Source organism: Rhizobium sp. ERR 1071 (assembly GCF_007828675.1).
In the GTDB taxonomy this organism is placed as follows: domain Bacteria; phylum Pseudomonadota; class Alphaproteobacteria; order Rhizobiales; family Rhizobiaceae; genus Rhizobium; species Rhizobium dioscoreae.
In genome coordinates this window covers 47,159-67,907 of record NZ_VITM01000020.1, presented here as the reverse complement: position 1 = coordinate 67,907, position 20,749 = coordinate 47,159, and the positions used below count along the sequence as shown (strand labels likewise).

Sequence of the window (20,749 nt, the reverse complement as noted above, 5' to 3'; positions counted from 1 at the left end):
CGTCTCGTCATGGTATCTCCTGTTCCCGGCATTTAAGCCGAAGCCAGGCAGAAATTCCACTTATCCCCGCTGTTCAAATTTCCCGAGCCAACTCTCAACGCCATCGGCGTAACTCGATCACCCCCTAAGCCCCGCACCGCTTTCCTGATCAACCGACCATCCAACACGAGCCTCGGCAACATGTTGGATGGCAAAATTTCGAAAATTGACGCGGACGGCAGATCAATACGTAGGACAATGTCCCTCCGGCTAAGCAGCCCGCCGACGCAGCTCGGTCTTCAAAGACCGAAGCTTCGTCAGCGTGCGGTGATCGAACGATGCGGTCACCGCGACCACGTCCTCACCGGAGATCGTCTGCGGTAAGCCAAGTGCGCTGACCTTGAAATGCAGTTGCAGCAGGCGAAGGATCCAAAGTGGTTGCATTTCGATAATCACTGTATCGATGCCGTTTTCCAGACCCCACTCCACGAAGCCTGTGAGGAGTGTGTTAGAGACGGCGCTCAAGGCACGGCCATGCTCCCTATAGGCAGGATCGACGCAATAGCGTGTCCATTCCCAGATATGCTGACCCATGGGCCTTTCTTGCTCGCAGAGTTGCGGCAGCACCTCGGAAAGCAAATGCGGTTTCGTGGATGGCAGCATGCGTTGATAGCCGAGAACTTCGCCTTGATCGATAAACAGCATATGCACGGAATCGATCGTATCGAATTGGTCGACCTCGCGTCCATCCGTGCGCGCCAAGTCGCTCCAACCACGCTCCTCAACGAATACGCGGTGGCGCAGGCGGAATGCTTGTTCCATTTCGTTCTGGTAGTCCTGTATATTGTTAGCGCTGATAATATGAAGCATCGTGATTATCCTCCTTTGGGCAGAAGGATCATCGGATCGTTCACGGGCGATGACAGGTACGGAAAAGCGTACCTTAGGAAATCAGCCCTCCTCGCAGCGCAACCGCGATTGCGTGATTGGTATTTCGTGAACCAAGCTTTTCACGGCAGGAACGCATATATTTGTCTATGGCGTGATCGCTTATTCCGAGACGCGCAGCAATTTGACGCTCCTTCCACCCCTCGGCAGCCAATTGCAGAACTTCCCGTTCTCGCGGCGTCAGTTTGAGAATGCTGCTGTTTTGCTGGTTAAGCCTGATCCGCAGCGCGCGGTAGACTGCAAAGCTTGCGACGAGTGCCAGATTCCTCTTGTTTTCGGGAGAAAGTTGAAGCCGCTCCCCGGCGATGGAAAATCCGACATGGTCATGTCCCAGACTCGGGAGCGTCATCGTAAAGCCCTGCTCAAGACCGAACTCCTTGGCCTCTCCCATGACCATCGCTCCGACTCTGGCTTTCATTACTTCCGCGTCGCTCCAGAAAAAGCTTTCACGCCCTTCGCGAACCAGACTGATGGTGGGATCCTTAAACAGGTAATTCTGCGAAAAGTAGCGAGCTGACCAATCATTTGGCCACGCATTGATGAGGACGTGCCCAATTTGCTGCCGTCTCGTGGCGCCGATCTGCGGCATGGTGCCGACCAGCACATTTGTTGCGCCAAACGCCTGTACATAGCGGATGACAACTCCTGCCAGCTCTTCCTGCGTTGTGCAGGCTTCCAGTTCGGTCAAGAAATATTGCGTTTCCTCAAGGGTACGAGTCGGGAAAATAGGGTTGCCAGGCAATATCCAATGGTGCGACATGACAACGCCTTCAAAGTTGCACGATAGGATACGAGAACTGACTACGTCGCTGGTCAGAATCTCGGGTTAGCGCTCGAGGCGATCAACTGCTTGCGGAACCTGCAATAGGAGTCCGATGTGCGCGAGAATATGCGGTAGGGCCACGAGACGAGCGAGGCACGCTAGCATCCTAATGTTTCAGATTTTTGTACACTTTGGATTGGCTGTTCACGCCCAGAGCCAACATGATGGAGGTAAGCGATCTGACCAAAGATTTTCCGGCTATATAAGTGCCAGCGGTAGCGGAAGGGTAGCGCGAACCAAATGGAGAGCATAGATGCGACGGACGAGGAGAAATCCCGTCTCATCCTCCGCTCAAGAACATTCGAATTATCCAGTGGGACGTAGGTGGCAACGTGCTCACCGCAAGTAGAATTAAATAAGCCGGCTACTAGAAAAGCAATTCTTCAGTCATGCGAATATCCATTTGATTGTGACAAGTATTTCGGGAATTCAATGGCTCGGGACCAACCCTGACGTACGTGCCCAGGTGCCGCACGAGCGCCAATTTGGAGCGGTTATGGGAACATTTCTCGACTTTTTGGATAACGCCTACCTTGCACAGATCGAAGCCACAATTTTATGGCGAGGCACCAACCGAATTATATTCGACCGCACCATATTTTACCCCGCCGCTGGCGCTTCAGTTCCTGACAGCGGCGAGATGCTGCTTGCGGATGGAAGATGCATACGCATCAAGAATAGCCAATGGCATGATGGAGAAGCGGAGACGATAGAACACATTTGTGAAGAGCCGATCGATGATCTCATTTTAGGCGAAAAACTCAGGCTTAAGATTGATTGGCCGAGGCGGTACGCTGCAATGCGGGCTCACACCGCGCTTTATCTCGTTTCGCTGGCCTTTCCATACCCGGTAGTCGAAACACTCGCCGGCAATGATGGGGGCAAAATAGCATTTGAGGTTGATAATACCGGCATGCATGTAGACGAACTTGAGCGTCTGGTGGCCGAACTCATCGAGGAAAACCTTCCTCTTCAGCCGATATGGATAACCGAGCGATCCCAGATCCAAATAACATCCGTTCCGCCTATCATATGGCCTGGCTCAAATGGACAAATACGTGCCTTGAAGATCGGTGAATTCAACGTGAGATCCAGCGACGCCCTCCATGTGCGTCATACCGGCGAGGTAGGCCCTGTGCGGGTCACCGCAATGGAGCGCTTGGCTGACGCAATTATAGACTGTGAGATCCGTCTCTCTGAGATTAAGTCTATCCCAAGATCGCCCTGAATGGCAGCCGCAGCGTGGCCTCGTTAGTGCACGAGGTCTTCCCATCGAGCCCCCGAAGCCATCGCGCGGCGATTTCCTTCCGCCACAAGGTGATGAAGAAGAGCGATCTTTTCTTTGTAAAGTCGCTCGAGCCGGTCGATAGCACCATCCGTATCCGCATGTTCGAGACGTTCAATGAGTTCTTCGACCACGCTTGAGATCTGCGCGAATCGAACTGGCTGCTGGAGGTCCAATTGCCTAATGAAGGCGGTTCGGCAGTTAAAGGACCGGATCATCTGCAAGGACAATTCGTTACCGCCAATGGACACGATCGCTTCCAGCAGCTCCTCGATGAATTCCGCATAGGAGCCCACATTTTGGATGATGTCATGTGCGACATTTGGCTCAGGCGTCAGTCTTGGGAGGCCCGCTCCGGCAAAGGACCTTATATGGGCGGTGATAATGTGCTTGAGTACTGCGAAAGCAACTTCATAATCTTCCGCTATCTCAGCCGCTTTCAACGCCTTGGAAAAATAGCCGCTTCCTGGCAGGACTTGAATGATCCGCTCTTCGGCAAGCATGATCAACGCCTCACGAACTGGCGTCTTGCTTACCCTGAGGCGGTGAGCAAGTGCTCCGATGTCAAGCTTCGTGCGTGGAGGGATCTTCTGGAATAACAGAAGCTCCTTCAGTCGATGATAGATCTGCGCAGTCTTGAAGCGATCGGCCGGTGACCGTTCATCAAAGAAATTCACTTCAGTACCAAACATTGCTCCCTCCGAAGGCGAGAAATGCCCCAGCGGCATAAACCGCTGTCCGCAGCCGACTGCTAGTGCACGGCGGCGGAATCGATGACTCAAGCTTCTAGCTACAAGCATCCGTTAAAAGGCAGGGCGAGAAATTATCGGACGCCGCAGAAACTGAGAAGTCCGAAAAACCGTACTTTTGGCAATTACTGATATGTCAGCTCTTGTTCGGATGTTCGAAAAAAGTCAGTTGCTGAGTCAAAGCATTGATCAAGTCGATGCGACGCGCTTCGCATTGTGCAAGAGCCACAATGGCCTGGTTGACCTCTCCTGACTGAAGAGCAGCAATCAATCTGGCCGTTTCATCGACGGCTTCCCCCGCAGTCTCGGACGACTTTATTTCTATTTGACGAAACCACCGTGTCCGTTCGTTGAATGCCCAAATTTCGCGCAGCATTTGCCTATTTTGAGCAAGCAACGTGATGCGGTCGTGGAGATGCTCCTGAAATATTGCTATTTCGAATGCAAATGCATCGCCATAGGGAACCGGCGCTCCCGGCAGCCTCTCGTTGAAGACAGGAGGAAGTCGCAGGCCTGAGAACGTAAAGGACGGCAAGTCCTTCTGCACCGCGTGGCGAAAGATGGCAAATGCGCACTCGAAATCATCGCGCAAGGCTCGCAAGCCTTCATCCTGACGAAGCCCTTTCGCCAGCAAAGCGCGCATACCCCCAATCGAAACAATTTCAGCCGCCATCTTTTCCCTCGATTGGCTTTAAAGGGGTGTTACTGTTATGGCCCCGATGTCGCGGCCGTTTCAAGGAGTATTTTCGCGCCGGCACTGTTAAGTCGCAGCGCGACTGAAAATAAACAAGGAACAACGGTACTCCATCTAGCGGAAATTTCCGAGATTTTCTGTTTTTGGTTTTCCTTGACCCTCGCACCTCCAAAAATATATCAGATATATATTGAAGATATTACGATTATACTTTTAAAACGCCAATATTTTTGCCGGAAATCGCTATTTTGCGCGCCAACTCAAAAGTATATCTCGAATATATTCTAGATATATCTTGCCTTTCCTCATAAACGCAATCAACCTGAGTTTTATGAAGGAGGCATGACAATGAACAAAGCAATTTCATATCCAACAGAAGCGGAAGCCTTGCCGGTCGCCGCCGCACTATCGACAACCCTTCGCGAACTCATTCGTTCCAACGATCTTGCATTCCTGATGGAAGCCCATGACGGACTCTCAGCAGCAATTGCAGAGCGCGCCGGCTTCAAAGGGCTCTGGGCCTCAGGCCTTTCCATCTCCTCTGCACTTGGTTATCGGGACGCCAATGAGGCGAGTTGGACCCAGGTCGTTGATGTCGTCGAACGTATGGTCGATGCCACCGGTATTCCCGTCCTCGTGGATGGTGATAGCGGCTTTGGCAACTTCAACAACGCACGCATTGTTGCACGGAAACTCGAGCAGCGCGGGGCAGCAGGCATTTGCCTCGAAGATAAAGGCTTTCCTAAAATGAATTCGTTCGTCGGCGACCGGCACCCTTTAGCCGATATCGCTGAATTTTCCGGCCGCCTCATGGCAGTAAAGGACACGACCGGGCCGGACTTTGTGGTCGTTGCACGCATCGAAGCATTGATCGCGGGTCACGGCCTCGATGAAGCCCTGATAAGAGCGCATGCCTACGCCAAGGCAGGCGCCGATGCCATCCTGATCCACTCCCGCAAGGCGGTTGCTGACGAAATCCTTGCTTTTGCAAAGGAATGGGACAACAAGCTGCCCGTCGTCATCGTTCCGACCAAATATTATAAGACTCCGGTTTCCGCCTATCGCAAAGCAGGCATTTCCACGGTTATCTGGGCCAACCACACGATGCGGGCGGCTATTGCCGGCATGCGGGATATCTGTGCCCGCATTCAATCGGAAGAGAGTATTGCTGGGATCGAAGAAAGGGTCGCCGGTCTTGACGAACTTTTCGATCTGATTGGCTATGACGAATTAGCCCGAGCGGAAGATCAATATCTTCCCAAGCAGACAGGATAGCGGCCGCCCGAAACGGCACCAACTCACCAACCATCAGCGGGGGAGCGCACATGCTTGCGCAACGGACAAACTTGTTCGGTTCATCAGGAACTGCAGCTGCGCGCGCTGCGGCAAAAGCCGCCGCCGACGCCGGCAAGGAAATTATAGATCTCACGGCGGGCGAAATATGGAGCGATTTGGCCCCTGCCATACGAGAAGGTGCGATCGATGCCATCAATAAGGGTATAAATCGGTACACCGACACCGTCGGTATGATGGAGCTGCGTGAAGCGCTGGCCAGAAAGGTTTCACTCGAAACTGGACAGATATGGAAAGCAGAAGAGGTGGCGGTCACGTCCGGAGCCAAGCAGGCGCTGTTCAACGCCGCGATGGTGCTCCTGAACCCAGGAGACGAAGTCATCATTCCCGCCCCCTATTGGACGACCTTCCCGGCTCAGGTCTTGATCGCTGGCGGTAAGCCGGTGTTTGTCGATACCCGCTTGAACGGTTATGTTCCGCGCGTTGAAGATATCAGGGCGGCCATGACGGACCGCTCGCGAGCGATCGTCATCAATACCCCGAGTAATCCGACGGGTGTCGTCTATGACGTCAATACGCTGATTGCTATCGCCGAGTTAGCCATCCAGCGCAATCTCTGGATCATTTTCGATGAATGCTACGGCGACTTTGTGCATGGACATCAGGTTCATCACCCCATCGTATCTCTCGTTCCCGAGGTGCGCTCTCGCACCCTGATCGTGAACGCCTTCAGCAAGTCTCTTGCCTTGACTGGATGGCGGATCGGCTATCTGGCAGGCCCGAAGGAAGTAATAAACGCCGCTAAAGCACTGCAATCGCATACGACGTCCAATCCAAATGTAATCGCACAGCACGCTGTCCTGGCCCACCTTCAGCGAAACGATGGAAGCTATGAGAGCAGGCTGCGCATGCAGCTCGCGAGCGCACGACAGATTGGACTCAATGTACTGTCCTCTTTAACCCGCATTCCCGCGCCGAAGGCCCAGGGCGGCTTCTATTTTTATCTCGACCTTTCGGATCTGTCGGATTCAGCAGCGAGGGAAGCCGGCATCACTATCGCCGATCAGGTGGTCAATTCACTCCTTGCGCGCGTTGGCGTCGCGGCCGTATCCGGCACCGCATTCGGCGATCCCGCGGGCCTGCGACTGTCCTATGGCCTGCCGCCCGAGAAGGTTGAGACGGGCTTGCGACTATGTGTCGATCTCATCAACGCCTGGCGCTGACAACGACCGAGAAAAGCGGGCGTAGCAACCTCTGATCGAATCGCCGGAAGTCTGCTCAACGGCTGATGCCGATGCACATCATTGTCTATTTTTCACAGGAGACCGTGTTATGACCATCATGTCCTCTTCCTCGAAGGCGGTAATACTAGCTGCAGGCTTCGGCACGCGGCTACGCCCGCTGACCGACTTGCGCCCGAAGCCATTGGTCGAAGTCAACGGTGTCTCGATTCTTCACAATGCCCTCCGCAACCTGCAGCGGATCGGCGTGCGGGACGTAACGATCGTTGTCGGCTACCGGAAAGACGCCATAGAATATGCCTGTGATCATCACTTCGAAGGGATCGATCTTCATTATGTCGAGTCCGCTGTCTTCGACCACACAGGTAGCGCATACTCGTTATGGCTCGCGCGCGATACATTACTATCGGGTGGCTGCTACATCCTAGAAGGTGACGTGTTCTTCGAGCTTGACGCACTCGAAGCGCTGCGAGACACCCCGTTCAGGGATGCCATCGATGTCGCGCCATTCGACGAGCGGATGGAAGGTTCAGCCGTTGTTCTCTCCGAGAATGGACTGATTTCTGAGGTTCGGATGAAGCAGACCTCTATCGATCTTTTCCGCCCTGGTGCTCCACGCCTCTACAAGACGATGAACTTAATGCGGTTTTCCCACGATACCCTACGCACTCTGATCGTGCCGATGCTTGATGACTTGATCGGGTCGGGCGCCCACAAAGCCTACACGGAAGAGCTTCTTTCCCTCCTGATTTCCAATCACGGCCTTAAACTCGGCGCCACACGTTGTGACGCTCTCCGGTGGTACGAGATCGACAGCAAAGAAGACCTTCAGATCGCCGAAGCCTTATTCCGGGATAAACCGGCTCTGGCACTAAGCCAGGCCGTCTGAGCAGAGCGGGGGAGACGATGATTAAACAGCTTTTAGATCCCGCGAACATGATCACGGCGTCGGGGCTATGTCTTGCGACGGTCGGCATTGCGCTGACGGTCGCGGGCTTTCCCGAGGTCGGCCTTGCAGCGGCTCTTTGGGCATTGCTTGCCGATCATCTGGATGGGGTCATCGCCAAGCGGACCCGGGGAAGAGCCCCGGAAACGGGCGAGATCGGCAAGAACCTGGACTCGCTCGCCGATCTGGTGAGCGCGGGTATTTTTCCGGCGCTCGCCCTGATGGTTGTGGCAAAGATGTCAGCGATAGCTGTTGCTTGCGGTGCTTTGCTGGTCATCGCTAGTGCACTCAGGCTCAGCTATTTCAACGTGTTCGGATCACCTGGCGGGCGATTCATCGGCGTGCCGACTACCTACGCTGTGCCCGTAACCGCGGTCCTTTTCCTTGTGAGACCAGAGCTGCCGCCATCGCTTTTCCCGATTCTGTTCGGCGGCGCTATCGTCATCCTCGCGATCCTGCATGTGGCGCCCCTTCGCATCCCCAAGACGAGCGGCCGCATGTACTTTGTGGTCACCGCCTTCTGTGTGCTGGCTTCCCTGGTACTTGTCGCTCGCGACACCGGATTGTGAACTTGAGTTCCCGGCCTTTCGCGCCTTAGCGTTGCCCACGGCCCGACTTACTCAGACGATCGATTTGTCCTAATTGAAAGGATCTGTCGTGTTTGCTTTGCTGGAATCCGAAAATCGATTGGAGCAATCCGCGGGTTGGAAGGACGCTGCCATGCGGCTGCTCTATTCTAGTTGCGATTGCGAGGGATGTGGAACCCTTGCCGCATATCATACGGAGCGTTTCGTCCTGCACCTCTGGGGACGCTGCCTTCTGCGAAACGACCAAGGCGAGCACCTGACCCTGCGTCCGGAGGAGTTCGTGAGCCTGTTCTGCACAGAAGGCTTGACCGCGTTTGACCGTCTCGAAGGCCAGTTTGCGGTCGCTCTATACGATACTCGAGAGCATAAAATATATCTCGCCCGCGATTCTTTCGGAACGTATCAGCTTTATCACGCAAGAGGCATAGGATGGATCGCCTACGCCGATACTATGCCATGCCTTATGGGGGTGCGCGGGTTTTCGCGAGACATCGACCCTGCGGCAGTTAGTTATTTCCTGAGAGAAGGTTGGGCGCCACCCTTTACGACATTTTTGGCGGCGGTGCGGCCCGTTCGCCCCGGACATCTCGAGGTTCTGACGATCACATCGGAGCACATCCGAAAGCTGCCCCCGCGCCCGGACGATTATCGACGGCGGCAGCGGCGATCCCGTCCCGCCGATCTGCTGTCGCTGCTGCGCCAATCGGTTCGGGATTGTGGCCCTGCGGATGGCCAGCGTATCGGCATCTCATTGAGTGGAGGTATCGATTCAGCAGCCGTCGTCGCGCTCTTGAGCGAAGCCTTCCCTAACACGAAACTCAATTCGTACACAGTCGGGTTCGGAGAAGACGACCCGGAAATCCAGGGGGCGCGCGCGACCGCCGCACATTTCAAAACTCATCACCACGAGCTTATTCTCACCCCTCATGATATCGAAGGGCTGATAGAGGAAACCGTCGAGGTTCTCGGCAATCCAGGGGGATATGATGAGCTTCCTTGCCTTCATGCCTTGTGGAAAAACGCCGCTAGAGAGGTGGATCTCCTTTATTCCGGAAACGTCAGTGATGCAATTTTCTCGGGTATGTCTACCCACTGGCGGCTTTGGAAGGCGCGCAGATTAGGCCCCTTTTCTCTTCTATTTGCTCGCGCTACAGCAACGCAACGTGGTTACCATCACGTGACGGACGCATCCGTCGATCCCTGTGTGCTGAACCAAACGCCGGAAAGAGAGTTCCGACATTGGGCGTCGAGCGCGCGAACGCAATTTGAGGCACTTGCAAGCGATCTTTCCGCCTGGGATGAGCGCACCGGCGCGCAGACAACCCTTGCCCGCCATCACGGGCTCGAAATGCGCCTGCCATTTGCACAGCGCTATCTCATCGATTTCGCACTTCGAACCAACGACCGAGACAAAGTCAATATGCTGGGTGTCAAACGCATTCTACGGCGGGCACTGGCACCGGTTCTTCCTACCTCGATCACCCGCCGAAAAAAGGGACTGCAGCACCTTCGCTACGATACTGCCATGCAGCAGTTGATGATCAAGCTCTGCGAGCGTTACCTATCACTCGAACGCGTCACGGCGCGCGGCTTGCTTAATCCCCGATCAACAGAACGTCTGATGGCGCAGATCAGGCAGGAGATAACGCCGACTAACTTCCGTTTTGCTTGGAATGCCGTACTCTTCGAAATCTGGTGCCAGCGCATCTTGGATCCCTCCCCTAACGCAAAAGGACCTTTGGACTTACAGCCATCCATGAATGGACCAAACCATCTGCCAGGTCTTTCCGCGGCGACTGGCGGTGCACTTTGATGTCAAAGTCGATCATCGGTAGCGAACTGGGCCTCCTGTTGCTCATGTCTACTCTGTCGGGTGCGTCCTATTCTTTAACCAAAATCGGAATCGAAACCATACCGCCAGTGACTTTGATCGCAGCCCGAACCGTCATCGCAGCCAGCATTCTGCTCCTGCTATTGGCGTGGAGAGGAGTGAAGCTTCCTCGGCAAATCGACGACTGGAAGCGATTTGGTGTCCAGGCATGTCTCCACAGCGCTTTGCCGTTTACCCTCGTGGCGTGGGCGCAACAACATACCGATGCGGCGATCGCCGTGATATTGAATTCAGCGGCGCCTATTTTCGTGTTTGCAATCAAATCCCTCCAACGCAACGAACCGATACCTCTCCGCAGCCTATGTGGCGCGGCCATCGGCTTCCTGGGCGTTTGCCTCGTCGTGGGACTCGGGCCGGGGGGCAGCCATAGAGAAATTGACCTGCTAGCCTATGGAGCAATTATCGCCGCCGCGATATGTTATGCAGGTGCGGCACTTTTCGGCCGGACTTTCAGGGAACTTGATCCGATGGTACCGGCAGCCGGCTCACTGATTTGCGGCGCTTGCGTTCTCGTTCCTTTGAGCATCGGTCTGGAACGACCGTGGCAACTCGCGCCGTCAGATTCTTCGCTGCTAGCATTATTGGGGCTATCTTTTTTTGTGACAGCGTTGTCGTTCACAATCTATTTCCGGCTCGTTGGTACCGTCGGGCCGGTCGCCACCACTACCCAGTCTTACCTACGTGTGCCGATCGGTATTTTCATAGCCGTGGTCTTTCTCGGTGAGCGTCTGTCTTCGACGGTGTGGGGCGGATTGCTTTTGATCCTGGTCGGTGTGACCGCCATGACGCTTCCCCACCGACGACAATTGCTCGCCAAATAGTGATGGCCGCTTCTGGTGGTTTTCCACAGGTTTAGCTAGGTTATCTGCAACCAGGGGGCTACCATCTTAGTTCAATTGACCGCCGGCGTGCAATAGCCATCAAACTCGGTCAAAAGCGGGCATTTGTCATCTCCTCGTCACGCGCACCTCGTAAATCGAACCAGATTTCCGAGCGCACGACGAGGTATGTTTGCATGCTGGATCTATTGACGCGGGCCATCCCATCCCGACATACGACTTCACCGCCAACCGCTGATAATATCGCCCGGGATCGCTCCCGGACTCCTCTCCTTTCAATTCGAGATCTGAAGGTTCAATTTGGAACCGCAAGAGCACTGCGCGGGGTCGACATGGATATCGCGGCCGGCGAAGCGGTCGGCGTCATAGGTGAGAGCGGTTGCGGTAAGTCCGTGACATGGCTTGCATCACTTGGACTTCTGAGCGCAACGGCGAAAGTGTCCGGCAGCGTGACGCTTGCCGGCGAACAGTTGCTGGGCATGCGACCAAAACAGCTCGATACAGTTCGTGGCGGCAGGATCGCGTTGATTTTTCAGGATCCCGGCAGCGCGCTCAATCCTGTGCAGCGTATCGGCACGCAGATCACCGAAGTCCTAAATTTACATGGGCAGCCGGGGCGCCAGGCCGCGCGAGTGCAAGCCAGACGACTCCTTGATCAGGTCGGCATTCCAGATGCTCAGCGCAAACTTGATGCATATCCGTTTGAATTGTCCGGTGGACAGGCGCAGCGAGTGATGATCGCAATGGCGATCGCAGGTAATCCCGATCTTCTCGTCGCTGACGAACCTACGACCGCGCTCGATGTGACCATCCAAGCGCAAATTTTGAGACTGCTAAAGGAAATCCAACGCGAGACGGGCATGGCGCTTGTTTTTGTCTCGCACGACCTCGGCGTTATAGCGGACATTTGTCAGCGCGCCTATGTCATGTATGCCGGCAAAGTCGTCGAGGAAGCTCCTGTCGCCGATCTCTTCTCACAACCGCGGCATCCATATTCACAGGCATTGGTAACATCCTTCCCGACAATGGACGGCGTGAGGAGGAATTCTTCGCATGCCATCGGCAGTGCTCCGCGCGGCAGTACCGAACCGTCGGGTTGCGCCTTTGCGCCACGTTGTGACACGAGCCTTCATGTCTGCACTAGCCATGAGCCTGCAATGTGTGCTGCCTCGAATGCGAGTCACTGGCGCGTCGCCTGCCACCGACAGGCGCTTCTCTCTAAACAAGTCGAGGACGCAGCGTGAGCGCTTCCCCACTTCTACTGGCAACGGAGCTCACCAAGAGTTACCGGGCATCGGCCGCAGCATTTTCTCGCGCACGAACCATTCGGGTTGTCGATCACCTCTCGATACATCTCCGGCGTGGCGAGGTTCTTGGACTGGTCGGCGAGTCGGGATGCGGAAAATCCACCACTGGCAGATTACTACTGGGTCTCGAACGTCCTGACAGCGGTTCCGTCCATTTCAACGATCAGCCAATGCCGAAAAGTGGAAGCGCGGCCTGGCGCAAGCTGCGTATGCGCATGCAAATGGTCTTCCAGGATCCTCTGGGCACACTAGATCGCCGGCTGTCAATTGCCGATCAAATCCGCGAACCTCTCGACATCCATGGTATGGGCAGCAATCACGATCGCTCTCGCCGTGTCGCAGAACTGCTCGATCTTGTCAGCCTCTCTCGTAGCTATGCTGACCGGCGGCCACAAGAATTGTCAGGCGGTCAGCGTCAGAGGGTTGTCATCGCGCGGGCGCTTGCGACCAATCCAGATCTGCTCGTCTGTGATGAGCCCATCTCCGCACTTGATCTCTCCACACAGACACAAATCATCAACCTGTTTTCCGATTTGCAGCGACGGCTCGGGACGGCAATTATTTTCATCAGCCATGACCTTCGCGCCGTTCGGCAAATCGCCCACCGTGTCGCGGTAATGTATCTTGGCGAGATCGTTGAGCAAGGACCGGCCGAAGAGGTTTTGACGTCGCCGCGGCATCCCTACACTCAGGCTCTGGTGTCGGCAATCCCTGGACTAAGCGGTGTCAGCCACGACCTGATTGCTTTGAAGGGAGATCTGCCCAATCCAGCCGCGCGGCCAACCGGCTGCCCATTTCATCCACGCTGTCCAATTGCAGGCGACGCCTGCCGCCGGACCAAACCCACGATGACGGTCGTTACCGGCAGTAAGAGCAGCGTTGCCTGTCTCGCGACAACTCAGCCAATCTTCTCCCGGAGGGATGGGAGATGATCTACTTCCTTGCCACTCGCCTGCTTCGAGCCTTGCTGACGATCTTGCTTGTCATCGGATTCGCCTTCGTCGTGCTTCGGCTTTCCGGAGACCCGGCAATGGCTTTCCTGTCAAACGACGCCCCGCCGGAAGCCTTGGAGGCATTTCGGTCTGCGTGGGGTCTCGATCAGCCTGTGCCGGTTCAATTCTTCAATTACATCATGACACTTCTTCACGGTGACCTCGGTCAGTCGATGCGCGACGGCCGCGACGCCTTTACTGTTGTATTCGAGCGGATTCCAATCACACTCGCCATCACAATTCCGGCGCTCTTGATCCATCTGGCTATCGGTATACCGGCCGGGGTCCTTGCCGCGCTTCATCGTGATACTGTGGTTGACCGGGGTGTGATGATGCTTGCGATCGGTGGCTTCACTGTACCTTCCTTCATTCTTGGGCTTGTGCTTGTGCTCGTTTTTTCAGTGTGGCTCGGCTGGCTCCCCTCGGGTGGAGCGGCAAGCTGGCGTCATGCACTCCTGCCGATCGCGACCCTTGGTGTCGGCGGCGCCGCGACGCTTGCCAGATATACCCGCGGAGCTCTGCTGGAGGTTCTCGACCAACCGTTCATGCGCACCGCCAGTGCCAAAGGCGTTCCCTGGCGGGCGGCGGTACTCAAGCACGCATTGCCGAACGCCGCCATTCCGACGGTGACGATCGTCGGCTTCATGGTAGGACAATTGATCGCGGGCGCTGTCCTCGTTGAGAACGTCTTCTCCTGGCCAGGAATTGGGCGGCTGTTGGTCTCCTCTGTCAGCAGCCGCGACCTTGCTGTGGTGCAGTGTCTGCTGTTTCTGGTCACTGTTACGATGATTGCGTCCAGTTTCGCGGTCGACATCCTCTACGGCATTCTCGATCCAAGAATGCGCCGACCCCACCGGAAAGGCGCTATGTCATGAGCGATCACATCGAGGCCGCGCCTTCCCGAATTGTCAGCACTCGTCATCTACCGCGAGTTATCTGGGTAAGCCTGTCGTGGGTAATCGCCCTCCTTCTGATCGCGTTCGCAGCTGAGGCAATTAAACCTTACGACATCAGCGCGATCGATCTCACGAACCGGTTGTCGCCACCTCTCGGCTTCGGCGGAAGGGCGGCGCATTTGCTGGGAACAGACGAACTCGGTCGGGATGTGCTATCGCGTCTCCTGTTGTCCATTCAGCTCAGCATCTTCATCGCATTTGGCGCGACGCTGCTTGGGGCGGTCTTGGGCACGACGCTCGGATTTCTCGCCGCCTATTCGCGAGGCTATATCGAGCATGCGATCCTAGCACTTGTCGACTTCCAGGCGACAATGCCCTTCTTGATCCTGGCATTGTCCGTCCTTGCCTTTGTTGGCAATTCGCTTCCAATTTTCGTTGGCCTGCTCGCCTTGCACGGGTGGGAGCGTTATGCGCGAATTGCACGCGGGCTTGCCATTGCTGCCAGCGCGCAAGGCTACGCCGGAGCCGTGCGGCAACTTGGCGCCCGCCCGGTACGCATCTACTTGAGGCACATTCTGCCGAATGTTGCCTCTACACTCATTGTCTCCATGACGATCTCGTTTCCTGAGATTATTCTGGTGGAGAGCGGATTGAGCTTTCTAGGTCTCGGCGTTCAACCTCCGGCGACTTCTCTTGGATCCATGGTTGGCTATGGTCGGGACTATCTGACGACTGCCCCATGGATTCTGCTCATCCCGGCGACAGTCATCGTGCTCACGACGCTTGCCGTTTCTCTGTTGGGGGACTGGCTACGCGACAGGCTCGACGGGCCGGCAAGGTGACCCTGACACCCACATTCCCGCAAACATTGCCACAAGGAACATCCCATGTCGTTTACGAGAAGAACCTTAATGCAGGGGGCCGCGGCAGCTTCGGTTTTCGCAACATTAACGGGTCGCGGATTTGCCGTGGCGATCCGGCCAAGCATCGTGGTGGCCCTCCCCACGCAACCTGACTATCCCGACCCTGTCATGGCAAACAGCACCCCGACTTTGCGGACGCTTTACAATGTCTATGACGGATTGCTTCGGTTCGACTACAGTAAGGACATGGCACTGGAGCCCGCTCTGGCAAAGTCTTGGAAACGGATCGACGATAGGACACTGGAATTCCAGCTTAGAGAAAACGTTAAGTTTCATGACGGTTCCATCATGTCCGCCGACGACGTGGTTTTCTCATTGAGCGAAATTCGTCGAATGGGCCCCGACGGCAAGGGGGCCACGGTCGCAGCCCAATATCAGCGCACTATCGAAAGCGTCGAGGCGATCGACCCGCTCACAGTACGGATCAAGACCAACGCACCGGATCCCTTTATCGAAAAAAAGCTCGCCGCATGGAGCTGCCAAGTCGTCAGCCGCGCCGCTTTTGAAAAAGCCGGTAGCTGGCAGACTTGGTTTGCCGCTCCGATCGGCACCGGCCCGTACCGCATCGTGCAGAACAAGAAGGATGTCGGCATGGTGCTGGAAGCACACGACGATTATTGGGGCGGTCAGCCGCCATTTGCACGTATCGACTTCCGCGTCGTTCCCGAAGCGGCCTCTCGCCTCAATGGGTTGATGGCCGGAGACTACGACATCATTTCCGACGTGCTCAGTGATCAATTCAAGGCGGTCGAAGGCTCTGGTATGAACCTCGTCGGCGGCTCAATCCTCAATCTGCGCATCCTAGCTATAGATACGACCGGGCCTTGGCTCTCCGACGTCAATATTCGCCGTGCCATGAGCTTGGCGATCGATCGCGACCTGATTATTAAGCAATTGTGGGCGGGCAAGATTTCGCTTCCGAATGGAGCCCAGTACCCGATGTTTGGCGACGCTTACGTGCCGGATTTTCCGGCGCCCGCCTACGATCCGCAGAGGGCCGCCAAGCTCGTCAAGGCGTCGGGTTATTCTGGCGAGCCGATCCCCTATCGGCTACTCAATAACTGGTACCCAAACCAAGTTGTAACCGCACAGGTGCTCGTCGAAATGTGGAAGGCCGTCGGCCTCAACGTCGTTCTGCAGCCTGTCGAGAACTTCACTCAGGTCTATCAAAAGCCGAGCAACGCGGTCTGGGACGAATCGATAGTGGCTGCCTGGCCTGACGCAACTGGGATGGTCTGGCGGCAATACGGCTCAGGCGGCGGACTGAACAAGCTTAGAATCTGGGAATCAGACGAATACCAAGCGATCGGCGCTAAATACCAGCACACGACTGTCCCGCAGGAGCGCCGCGAACTGCAGCGCAAGTCGCTGGAACTTCTTGCTGATCAGGTGCCTTTCATCATCCTCCACAGCAACGGCGGCTTCTTTGCGCTCGCCAAGAAGGTCGCTTGGACCCCTTATCCTGCGCTTCCCATGGATTTCGGCCCGTTCAATCCAGCGACGAGGAGCCTTTGAGCCCGTGCTAGGTAGAAGTGGTCATCTTAGTTGGAGGTGACCATATATCACCGCAGCAAAAGCGATGTTAGCGGCTGATTATAGGAGACATTATGACTAATGGAATAGGCCGCGGAAGAGGACGTGCAAGAGAAGGAGCAACGCTAGGGGCCGCGCGACGGCAAAGCATCCTGTCCTTATTGACCAAGGGCGAGGTAATTGCTGTTGGCGATCTCGCTGAGCGCTTTCGGGCCTCACCCGAAACAATTCGAAGGGATATTCGTAGCCTGGAACAGGATGGCCTTTTGCGCCGCGTCCATGGCGGCGTTCAACCTGCCGGCGCGATCGACCTCACGGCCAGACGTCCCATCGGCGAACGCTTAGATATCGATACCGCAGCGAAACGAAAGGCAGCTGAAGCAGCGTTGGGGTTATTTTCAGAAAACATGACAGTCTTTCTGGATGGTGGCTCGACCCTGCAATTCCTGGCTGAGGCAATCGCCCGATCGGGATTGACCCTATCGGTGACCACTAACATGCTGACGATTGCAAGCGTGCTGGCTCCAGCACCGAACTGCACCGTAACGTTGCTGGGGGGCGTCATCAACGGCCGGAATCTTTCGACGGGTGGACCTGAAGTTCTTCGATCACTGCAGGACCGGTTGTTTGATCTCAGTGTGCTCGGCGGAAGCGCTCTGAATTTCCGACATGGCTTCTTAGGCCCATCACGGGCACACGTCGAATTCGCGCATGTTCTGGAGGAGCGTTCCAGCGCAGTGGCTTTCGTCATGGATCGCGGTAAGATTGGTCGCACAGATGCGCATGTGATTCTTCCGTTCAGCAAAGTGAAGGCATTTGCGACCGACGGCGAGCTTGATACGGATCATAAAGACTTCCTAGACGACAAGGGTATCGAGGTGGTCAAACCAATATCAATCGATCAGGAATCTCACGATTATCATCATCGAACGCGACATCTCTCGTGACGTGCCGCAAAGGGCTGGTGGCTCGACATGCACACCAAGTCTGGCAGGAAGTACTTGGGGATGCCGGCTTTTAGACTGCCCAAATCCGCAGCTGCCTGAACGCGAATATGTTGCTCTTGATAGGGTTTGAACCCACGATCCTGTTATTCGAAATTCAATATCTAACAAATTCGTTAGGGGAGCCAAGACCCTGAGCTGGAATGACTGAATAGGAGCACAGCGCGATATCCCTGTTGGTCTGACTGGGATTATCTCCTGACGTCAATTGATCCCATAATGTCTTTAGTCGCTTCCTAGGTTTCCGCAGACATTCATGCGTGGGGCATGCCGGCGTATTGCACAAAGGCGACACTAAACGTGCTTGCTCATCCATAGCTGAAAAGCTGCCGTCTCAGGACGAGCGAGTTTGTCAGAAATCCTCCCATCCCTGGGGCTGAAGGGCAGCATTACCGACATTCGCGCGCCGGCGAATTCGCGCTTGGCGCTCAGGCGCGGGATCTTCACGCCATGATGTGGTCGGAGCGGCCGCAGCCAGCACGGGTGATCGGGAGCTGTCTCGCAAGTGAAACTGCGCCACCATTTCCCGCAGCTTCGCCGTCTCCTTGGCGAGCGTCGCGCTGGCGGCGGTCGATTCCTCGACCATGGCAGCGTTTTGTTGCGTGGTCTGGTCCATTTGGTTGACCGCGGTATTTACTTCCGCAAGACCCGTCGCCTGCTCCTTGGCCGAACTGGCGATTGCCTGCATATGGTCGTTGATCGACACGATCTGCTGCTGGATAATCTTGAGCGCGGAGCCGGTTTCGCTGACGAGTTTCACACCCCTTGCAACTTCTTCCGACGAGTTGCGGATGAGTTCCTTGATTTCCTTTGCCGCCTGCGCCGAACGCTGGGCCAGCTCGCGGACCTCCTGCGCCACGACTGCGAAGCCTTTGCCCGCTTCACCTGCGCGCGCCGCCTCAACGCCAGCGTTCAACGCCAGCAGATTGGTCTGAAACGCGATCTCGTCGATCACCGCGATAATATTCGAGACCTGGCTCGAAGAGCGCTCGATTCCGGCCATGGCCTCGACCGCTTCGGCAACGATCCTGCCGGACCGGGCTGCGCTCTCGTCGGCAGTCTGAGTTGCCGACCGCGCCTCCTCGGCACGGCGCGACGCATTGGTGACGTTGACAGTGATTTCATCGAGCGCGGCGGCGGTTTCCTCGAGCGAAGCAGCCTGCTGTTCCGTGCGCCGCGATAGATCATTGGCGCTGTGACTGATTTCGCGAGAATTGCTTTCAAGCAGATCGCTCGATTGCGAAACGCCACTCAAGGTGCCGTTCAGCTGTGCAAGCGCGGCATTGAGGTTACTCCGCAACAGCTCGAAATCGGGCGCAAACGGATTCGTCAGCTCAAATGAAAGATCCCCCGCCGCCATTCTGGTCAAGGCATCGCCGATGGTGTCGACCGCATGGACACGTTCCGTCACCAGGGTTGCGAATTTGACGACTTTGACTATCCGACCTTTCTCATCTGGAATTGGATTATAGGAGGCATTGATCACCACTCGCTTTCCGCGCTTGCCTAAACGCACGAATTCAGCCGCTTGCACCTTGCCGGCGCGCAATTGGGTCCAGAAATCTTGGTACTCCTGCGACGCCGCATAGTTGGGATCGACGAACATGCGATGATGCTGACCCTTGATCTCGTCAAGACGGTAATCAAGAGCTTCGAGGAAGTTCTGGTTGGCGGACAAGACTTCGCCATCAGGCGTGAACGCAATGATCGCCTGCACGCGACTGATTGCCTCCATCTGGGCCTGATAATCGAGATTTTGCAGTCGCGCCCTTGCGTCAGCCCATTCGACCACAAATCCGGTAACAGCCTGTCCATGTTTTAGCGGCGTCACGATAAGATCAAAGCTGTGGCGTCCCACGGAGATAGTGGCGCGATGCTGAGTGGTGAGTTTTGACAGCATGCCGCGCTGATGGGATGGGTTCTTATGGAAGATATCGATGTTGGATCCGACAAGCTTGTCGACTTCGAATCTCGGCAGCTCTTTCTTGAGATCGCCCTCGGCCTGCTTCAGCAGCTCGCGCGTGGCATTATTCAGATACGTGATGTTGAGCTTGGCGTCGGCGATCATGATATTGGCGCTAATGGTATCGAGCGCCCGCAATTTCGCCTTCTCATTATTGTCGAAGAATCCCAGCACGAAAACAGCTCCCCTTCATGAAGTCTAGCGGCGGAAATTGGTAAAGGCGACAAGATCGAGCGGATTCTCGATTGAGATAATTCAATTATTTCCAATAAAATGGTGGTATATTTTGGATAAAAAATAGTTAAATCTCAAAATTTTTTGATGGTAACCACCTGGAATATCTATTATTTCGCGCTGACGCTCTATTATATGCAACGCAGGGACGCCGCAATGCCTCACGGGAAGCGTTATTTCCGATCGAATGACTTCCGCAGTTCGACGATAGTTACATTAAACTCGAACGCAACGCGCGCCGACCACCAAGCCAGGAAATCGCCTGCTATGCGTCATTTCGATCAAAATCCCCCGGAATGGCGATCAACGGGAGCTCCTCCTCCGCCACCATGGATCTCCCCTAATGCCACAAGCAGCCTCTCGGCATCCTGTGAGGCAAGCCGATAAAAGATCATCTGATGCACCCTGCGCGTCTTCACGACGCCCTGCTCTCGGAGCCGCGCCAAGTGTTGCGATATAGCCGACTGACTGAGGCCGCAAATCTCGCAAAGCTCCCCGACGTTAACTTCTCGCATGCGAATGGCGTTCAAAATAAGAAGGCGTGTCGGATGCGAAAACGCACTCAGGAGGCCAGCATGCATTTCGGCACGTGCCTTCCCCCCATTTCTCGTAGAATACATGG

The 20,749-nt window shown here is 55.6% G+C and carries 20 protein-coding genes; 14 read left to right on the top strand and 6 right to left on the bottom strand.

Going from position 1 to position 20,749, the window contains the following annotated elements; all coding sequences use genetic code 11:
* Positions 1–249: 249 nt before the first annotated feature.
* Entirely contained in the window at positions 250–849 is a 600-nt protein-coding gene (locus FBZ99_RS32070) for an acyl-homoserine-lactone synthase (protein ID WP_145637206.1), read from the bottom strand.
* A 73-nt stretch (positions 850–922) separates the two neighbouring features.
* On the bottom strand, positions 923–1,687 hold the full coding sequence (locus FBZ99_RS32065) for a helix-turn-helix transcriptional regulator (protein ID WP_145637203.1): 765 nt from the start codon (positions 1,685–1,687) through the stop codon (positions 923–925).
* Between the two features lie 559 nt (positions 1,688–2,246).
* On the opposite strand from FBZ99_RS32065, the gene FBZ99_RS32060 reads away from it, so the two are divergent.
* A complete protein-coding gene (locus FBZ99_RS32060) occupies positions 2,247–2,978 on the top strand; it encodes an alanyl-tRNA editing protein (RefSeq protein WP_145637200.1) in 732 nt (243 codons plus the stop codon).
* Between the two features lie 23 nt (positions 2,979–3,001).
* Here the strand turns inward: FBZ99_RS32060 and FBZ99_RS32055 are convergent, their stop codons facing one another.
* Both FBZ99_RS32055 and FBZ99_RS32050 read right to left on the bottom strand, forming a co-directional pair.
* Positions 3,002–3,727, bottom strand: a complete 726-nt coding sequence (locus tag FBZ99_RS32055; protein WP_186450376.1) for a GntR family transcriptional regulator — start codon at positions 3,725–3,727, stop codon at positions 3,002–3,004.
* Positions 3,728–3,920: 193 nt separating this feature from the next.
* Positions 3,921–4,457 carry a hypothetical protein gene (locus tag FBZ99_RS32050; RefSeq protein ID WP_145637194.1) on the bottom strand — a complete coding sequence of 179 codons (537 nt, stop codon included), beginning with the start codon at positions 4,455–4,457 and terminating at the stop codon, positions 3,921–3,923.
* Between the two features lie 369 nt (positions 4,458–4,826).
* Between FBZ99_RS32050 and aepX the strand changes: the two genes are divergently transcribed.
* The 12 genes from aepX to FBZ99_RS31990 all read left to right on the top strand — a co-directional run bounded on the left by aepX (position 4,827) and on the right by FBZ99_RS31990 (position 17,873).
* The gene (gene aepX, locus FBZ99_RS32045) at positions 4,827–5,753 is read left to right on the top strand and encodes a phosphoenolpyruvate mutase (protein ID WP_145637192.1); all 927 of its coding nucleotides are present in this window, start codon (positions 4,827–4,829) and stop codon (positions 5,751–5,753) included.
* Positions 5,754–5,803: 50 nt separating this feature from the next.
* Positions 5,804–6,994 (top strand): aminotransferase class I/II-fold pyridoxal phosphate-dependent enzyme, encoded by a 1,191-nt coding sequence (locus FBZ99_RS32040; RefSeq protein ID WP_145637190.1) that lies wholly within the window; start codon positions 5,804–5,806, stop codon positions 6,992–6,994.
* Between the two features lie 109 nt (positions 6,995–7,103).
* Entirely contained in the window at positions 7,104–7,901 is a 798-nt protein-coding gene (locus tag FBZ99_RS32035; protein ID WP_442966528.1) for a phosphocholine cytidylyltransferase family protein, read from the top strand.
* Between the two features lie 17 nt (positions 7,902–7,918).
* Entirely contained in the window at positions 7,919–8,527 is a 609-nt protein-coding gene (locus FBZ99_RS32030) for a CDP-alcohol phosphatidyltransferase family protein (RefSeq protein ID WP_145637187.1), read from the top strand.
* Between the two features lie 88 nt (positions 8,528–8,615).
* A complete protein-coding gene (locus FBZ99_RS32025; protein WP_145637184.1) occupies positions 8,616–10,358 on the top strand; it encodes an asparagine synthetase B family protein in 1,743 nt (580 codons plus the stop codon).
* On the top strand, positions 10,358–11,257 hold the full coding sequence (locus FBZ99_RS32020) for a DMT family transporter (protein WP_145637181.1): 900 nt from the start codon (positions 10,358–10,360) through the stop codon (positions 11,255–11,257). Before FBZ99_RS32025 ends, FBZ99_RS32020 begins: the two co-directional genes overlap by 1 nt.
* A gap of 218 nt (positions 11,258–11,475) precedes the next feature.
* Complete coding sequence (locus FBZ99_RS32015) at positions 11,476–12,519, top strand: ABC transporter ATP-binding protein (RefSeq protein WP_442966529.1); 1,044 nt, start codon at positions 11,476–11,478, stop codon at positions 12,517–12,519.
* Positions 12,516–13,514: an ABC transporter ATP-binding protein gene (locus FBZ99_RS32010; RefSeq protein WP_145637175.1), complete on the top strand. Its 999-nt coding sequence runs from the start codon at positions 12,516–12,518 to the stop codon at positions 13,512–13,514. Before FBZ99_RS32015 ends, FBZ99_RS32010 begins: the two co-directional genes overlap by 4 nt.
* Positions 13,511–14,449, top strand: a complete 939-nt coding sequence (locus FBZ99_RS32005; RefSeq protein WP_145637173.1) for an ABC transporter permease — start codon at positions 13,511–13,513, stop codon at positions 14,447–14,449. Before FBZ99_RS32010 ends, FBZ99_RS32005 begins: the two co-directional genes overlap by 4 nt.
* Complete coding sequence (locus FBZ99_RS32000) at positions 14,446–15,312, top strand: ABC transporter permease (protein ID WP_145637170.1); 867 nt, start codon at positions 14,446–14,448, stop codon at positions 15,310–15,312. Before FBZ99_RS32005 ends, FBZ99_RS32000 begins: the two co-directional genes overlap by 4 nt.
* A gap of 45 nt (positions 15,313–15,357) precedes the next feature.
* Positions 15,358–16,908 carry an ABC transporter substrate-binding protein gene (locus FBZ99_RS31995; RefSeq protein WP_145637167.1) on the top strand — a complete coding sequence of 517 codons (1,551 nt, stop codon included), beginning with the start codon at positions 15,358–15,360 and terminating at the stop codon, positions 16,906–16,908.
* 92 nt (positions 16,909–17,000) lie between these two features.
* The gene (locus FBZ99_RS31990; RefSeq protein ID WP_145637164.1) at positions 17,001–17,873 is read left to right on the top strand and encodes a DeoR/GlpR family DNA-binding transcription regulator; all 873 of its coding nucleotides are present in this window, start codon (positions 17,001–17,003) and stop codon (positions 17,871–17,873) included.
* Positions 17,874–18,282: 409 nt separating this feature from the next.
* Here the strand turns inward: FBZ99_RS31990 and FBZ99_RS31985 are convergent, their stop codons facing one another.
* Positions 18,283–19,647, bottom strand: a complete 1,365-nt coding sequence (locus FBZ99_RS31985; RefSeq protein WP_333783694.1) for a methyl-accepting chemotaxis protein — start codon at positions 19,645–19,647, stop codon at positions 18,283–18,285.
* 207 nt (positions 19,648–19,854) lie between these two features.
* Here FBZ99_RS31985 and FBZ99_RS33730 point away from each other — a divergent pair, with 207 nt between their 5' ends.
* On the top strand, positions 19,855–20,088 hold the full coding sequence (locus FBZ99_RS33730) for a hypothetical protein (RefSeq protein ID WP_246661252.1): 234 nt from the start codon (positions 19,855–19,857) through the stop codon (positions 20,086–20,088).
* Between the two features lie 320 nt (positions 20,089–20,408).
* Here FBZ99_RS33730 and FBZ99_RS31980 read toward each other — a convergent pair whose 3' ends face one another.
* Positions 20,409–20,708, bottom strand: a complete 300-nt coding sequence (locus FBZ99_RS31980) for an ArsR/SmtB family transcription factor (RefSeq protein WP_281408418.1) — start codon at positions 20,706–20,708, stop codon at positions 20,409–20,411.
* Between the last annotated feature and the right edge of the window lie 41 nt (positions 20,709–20,749).

Coding starts and splice junctions, on each gene's coding strand:
- FBZ99_RS32070 (WP_145637206.1), bottom strand. CDS start 849: ATGCTTCATATTATCAGCGCTAACAATATACAGGACTACCAGAACGAA.
- FBZ99_RS32065 (WP_145637203.1), bottom strand. CDS start 1,687: ATGTCGCACCATTGGATATTGCCTGGCAACCCTATTTTCCCGACTCGT.
- FBZ99_RS32060 (WP_145637200.1), top strand. CDS start 2,247: ATGGGAACATTTCTCGACTTTTTGGATAACGCCTACCTTGCACAGATC.
- FBZ99_RS32055 (WP_186450376.1), bottom strand. CDS start 3,727: ATGTTTGGTACTGAAGTGAATTTCTTTGATGAACGGTCACCGGCCGAT.
- FBZ99_RS32050 (WP_145637194.1), bottom strand. CDS start 4,457: ATGGCGGCTGAAATTGTTTCGATTGGGGGTATGCGCGCTTTGCTGGCG.
- aepX (WP_145637192.1), top strand. CDS start 4,827: ATGAACAAAGCAATTTCATATCCAACAGAAGCGGAAGCCTTGCCGGTC.
- FBZ99_RS32040 (WP_145637190.1), top strand. CDS start 5,804: ATGCTTGCGCAACGGACAAACTTGTTCGGTTCATCAGGAACTGCAGCT.
- FBZ99_RS32035 (WP_442966528.1), top strand. CDS start 7,104: ATGACCATCATGTCCTCTTCCTCGAAGGCGGTAATACTAGCTGCAGGC.
- FBZ99_RS32030 (WP_145637187.1), top strand. CDS start 7,919: ATGATTAAACAGCTTTTAGATCCCGCGAACATGATCACGGCGTCGGGG.
- FBZ99_RS32020 (WP_145637181.1), top strand. CDS start 10,358: ATGTCAAAGTCGATCATCGGTAGCGAACTGGGCCTCCTGTTGCTCATG.
- FBZ99_RS32005 (WP_145637173.1), top strand. CDS start 13,511: ATGATCTACTTCCTTGCCACTCGCCTGCTTCGAGCCTTGCTGACGATC.
- FBZ99_RS32000 (WP_145637170.1), top strand. CDS start 14,446: ATGAGCGATCACATCGAGGCCGCGCCTTCCCGAATTGTCAGCACTCGT.
- FBZ99_RS31995 (WP_145637167.1), top strand. CDS start 15,358: ATGTCGTTTACGAGAAGAACCTTAATGCAGGGGGCCGCGGCAGCTTCG.
- FBZ99_RS31990 (WP_145637164.1), top strand. CDS start 17,001: ATGACTAATGGAATAGGCCGCGGAAGAGGACGTGCAAGAGAAGGAGCA.
- FBZ99_RS33730 (WP_246661252.1), top strand. CDS start 19,855: ATGGAAGATATCGATGTTGGATCCGACAAGCTTGTCGACTTCGAATCT.
- FBZ99_RS31980 (WP_281408418.1), bottom strand. CDS start 20,708: ATGCATGCTGGCCTCCTGAGTGCGTTTTCGCATCCGACACGCCTTCTT.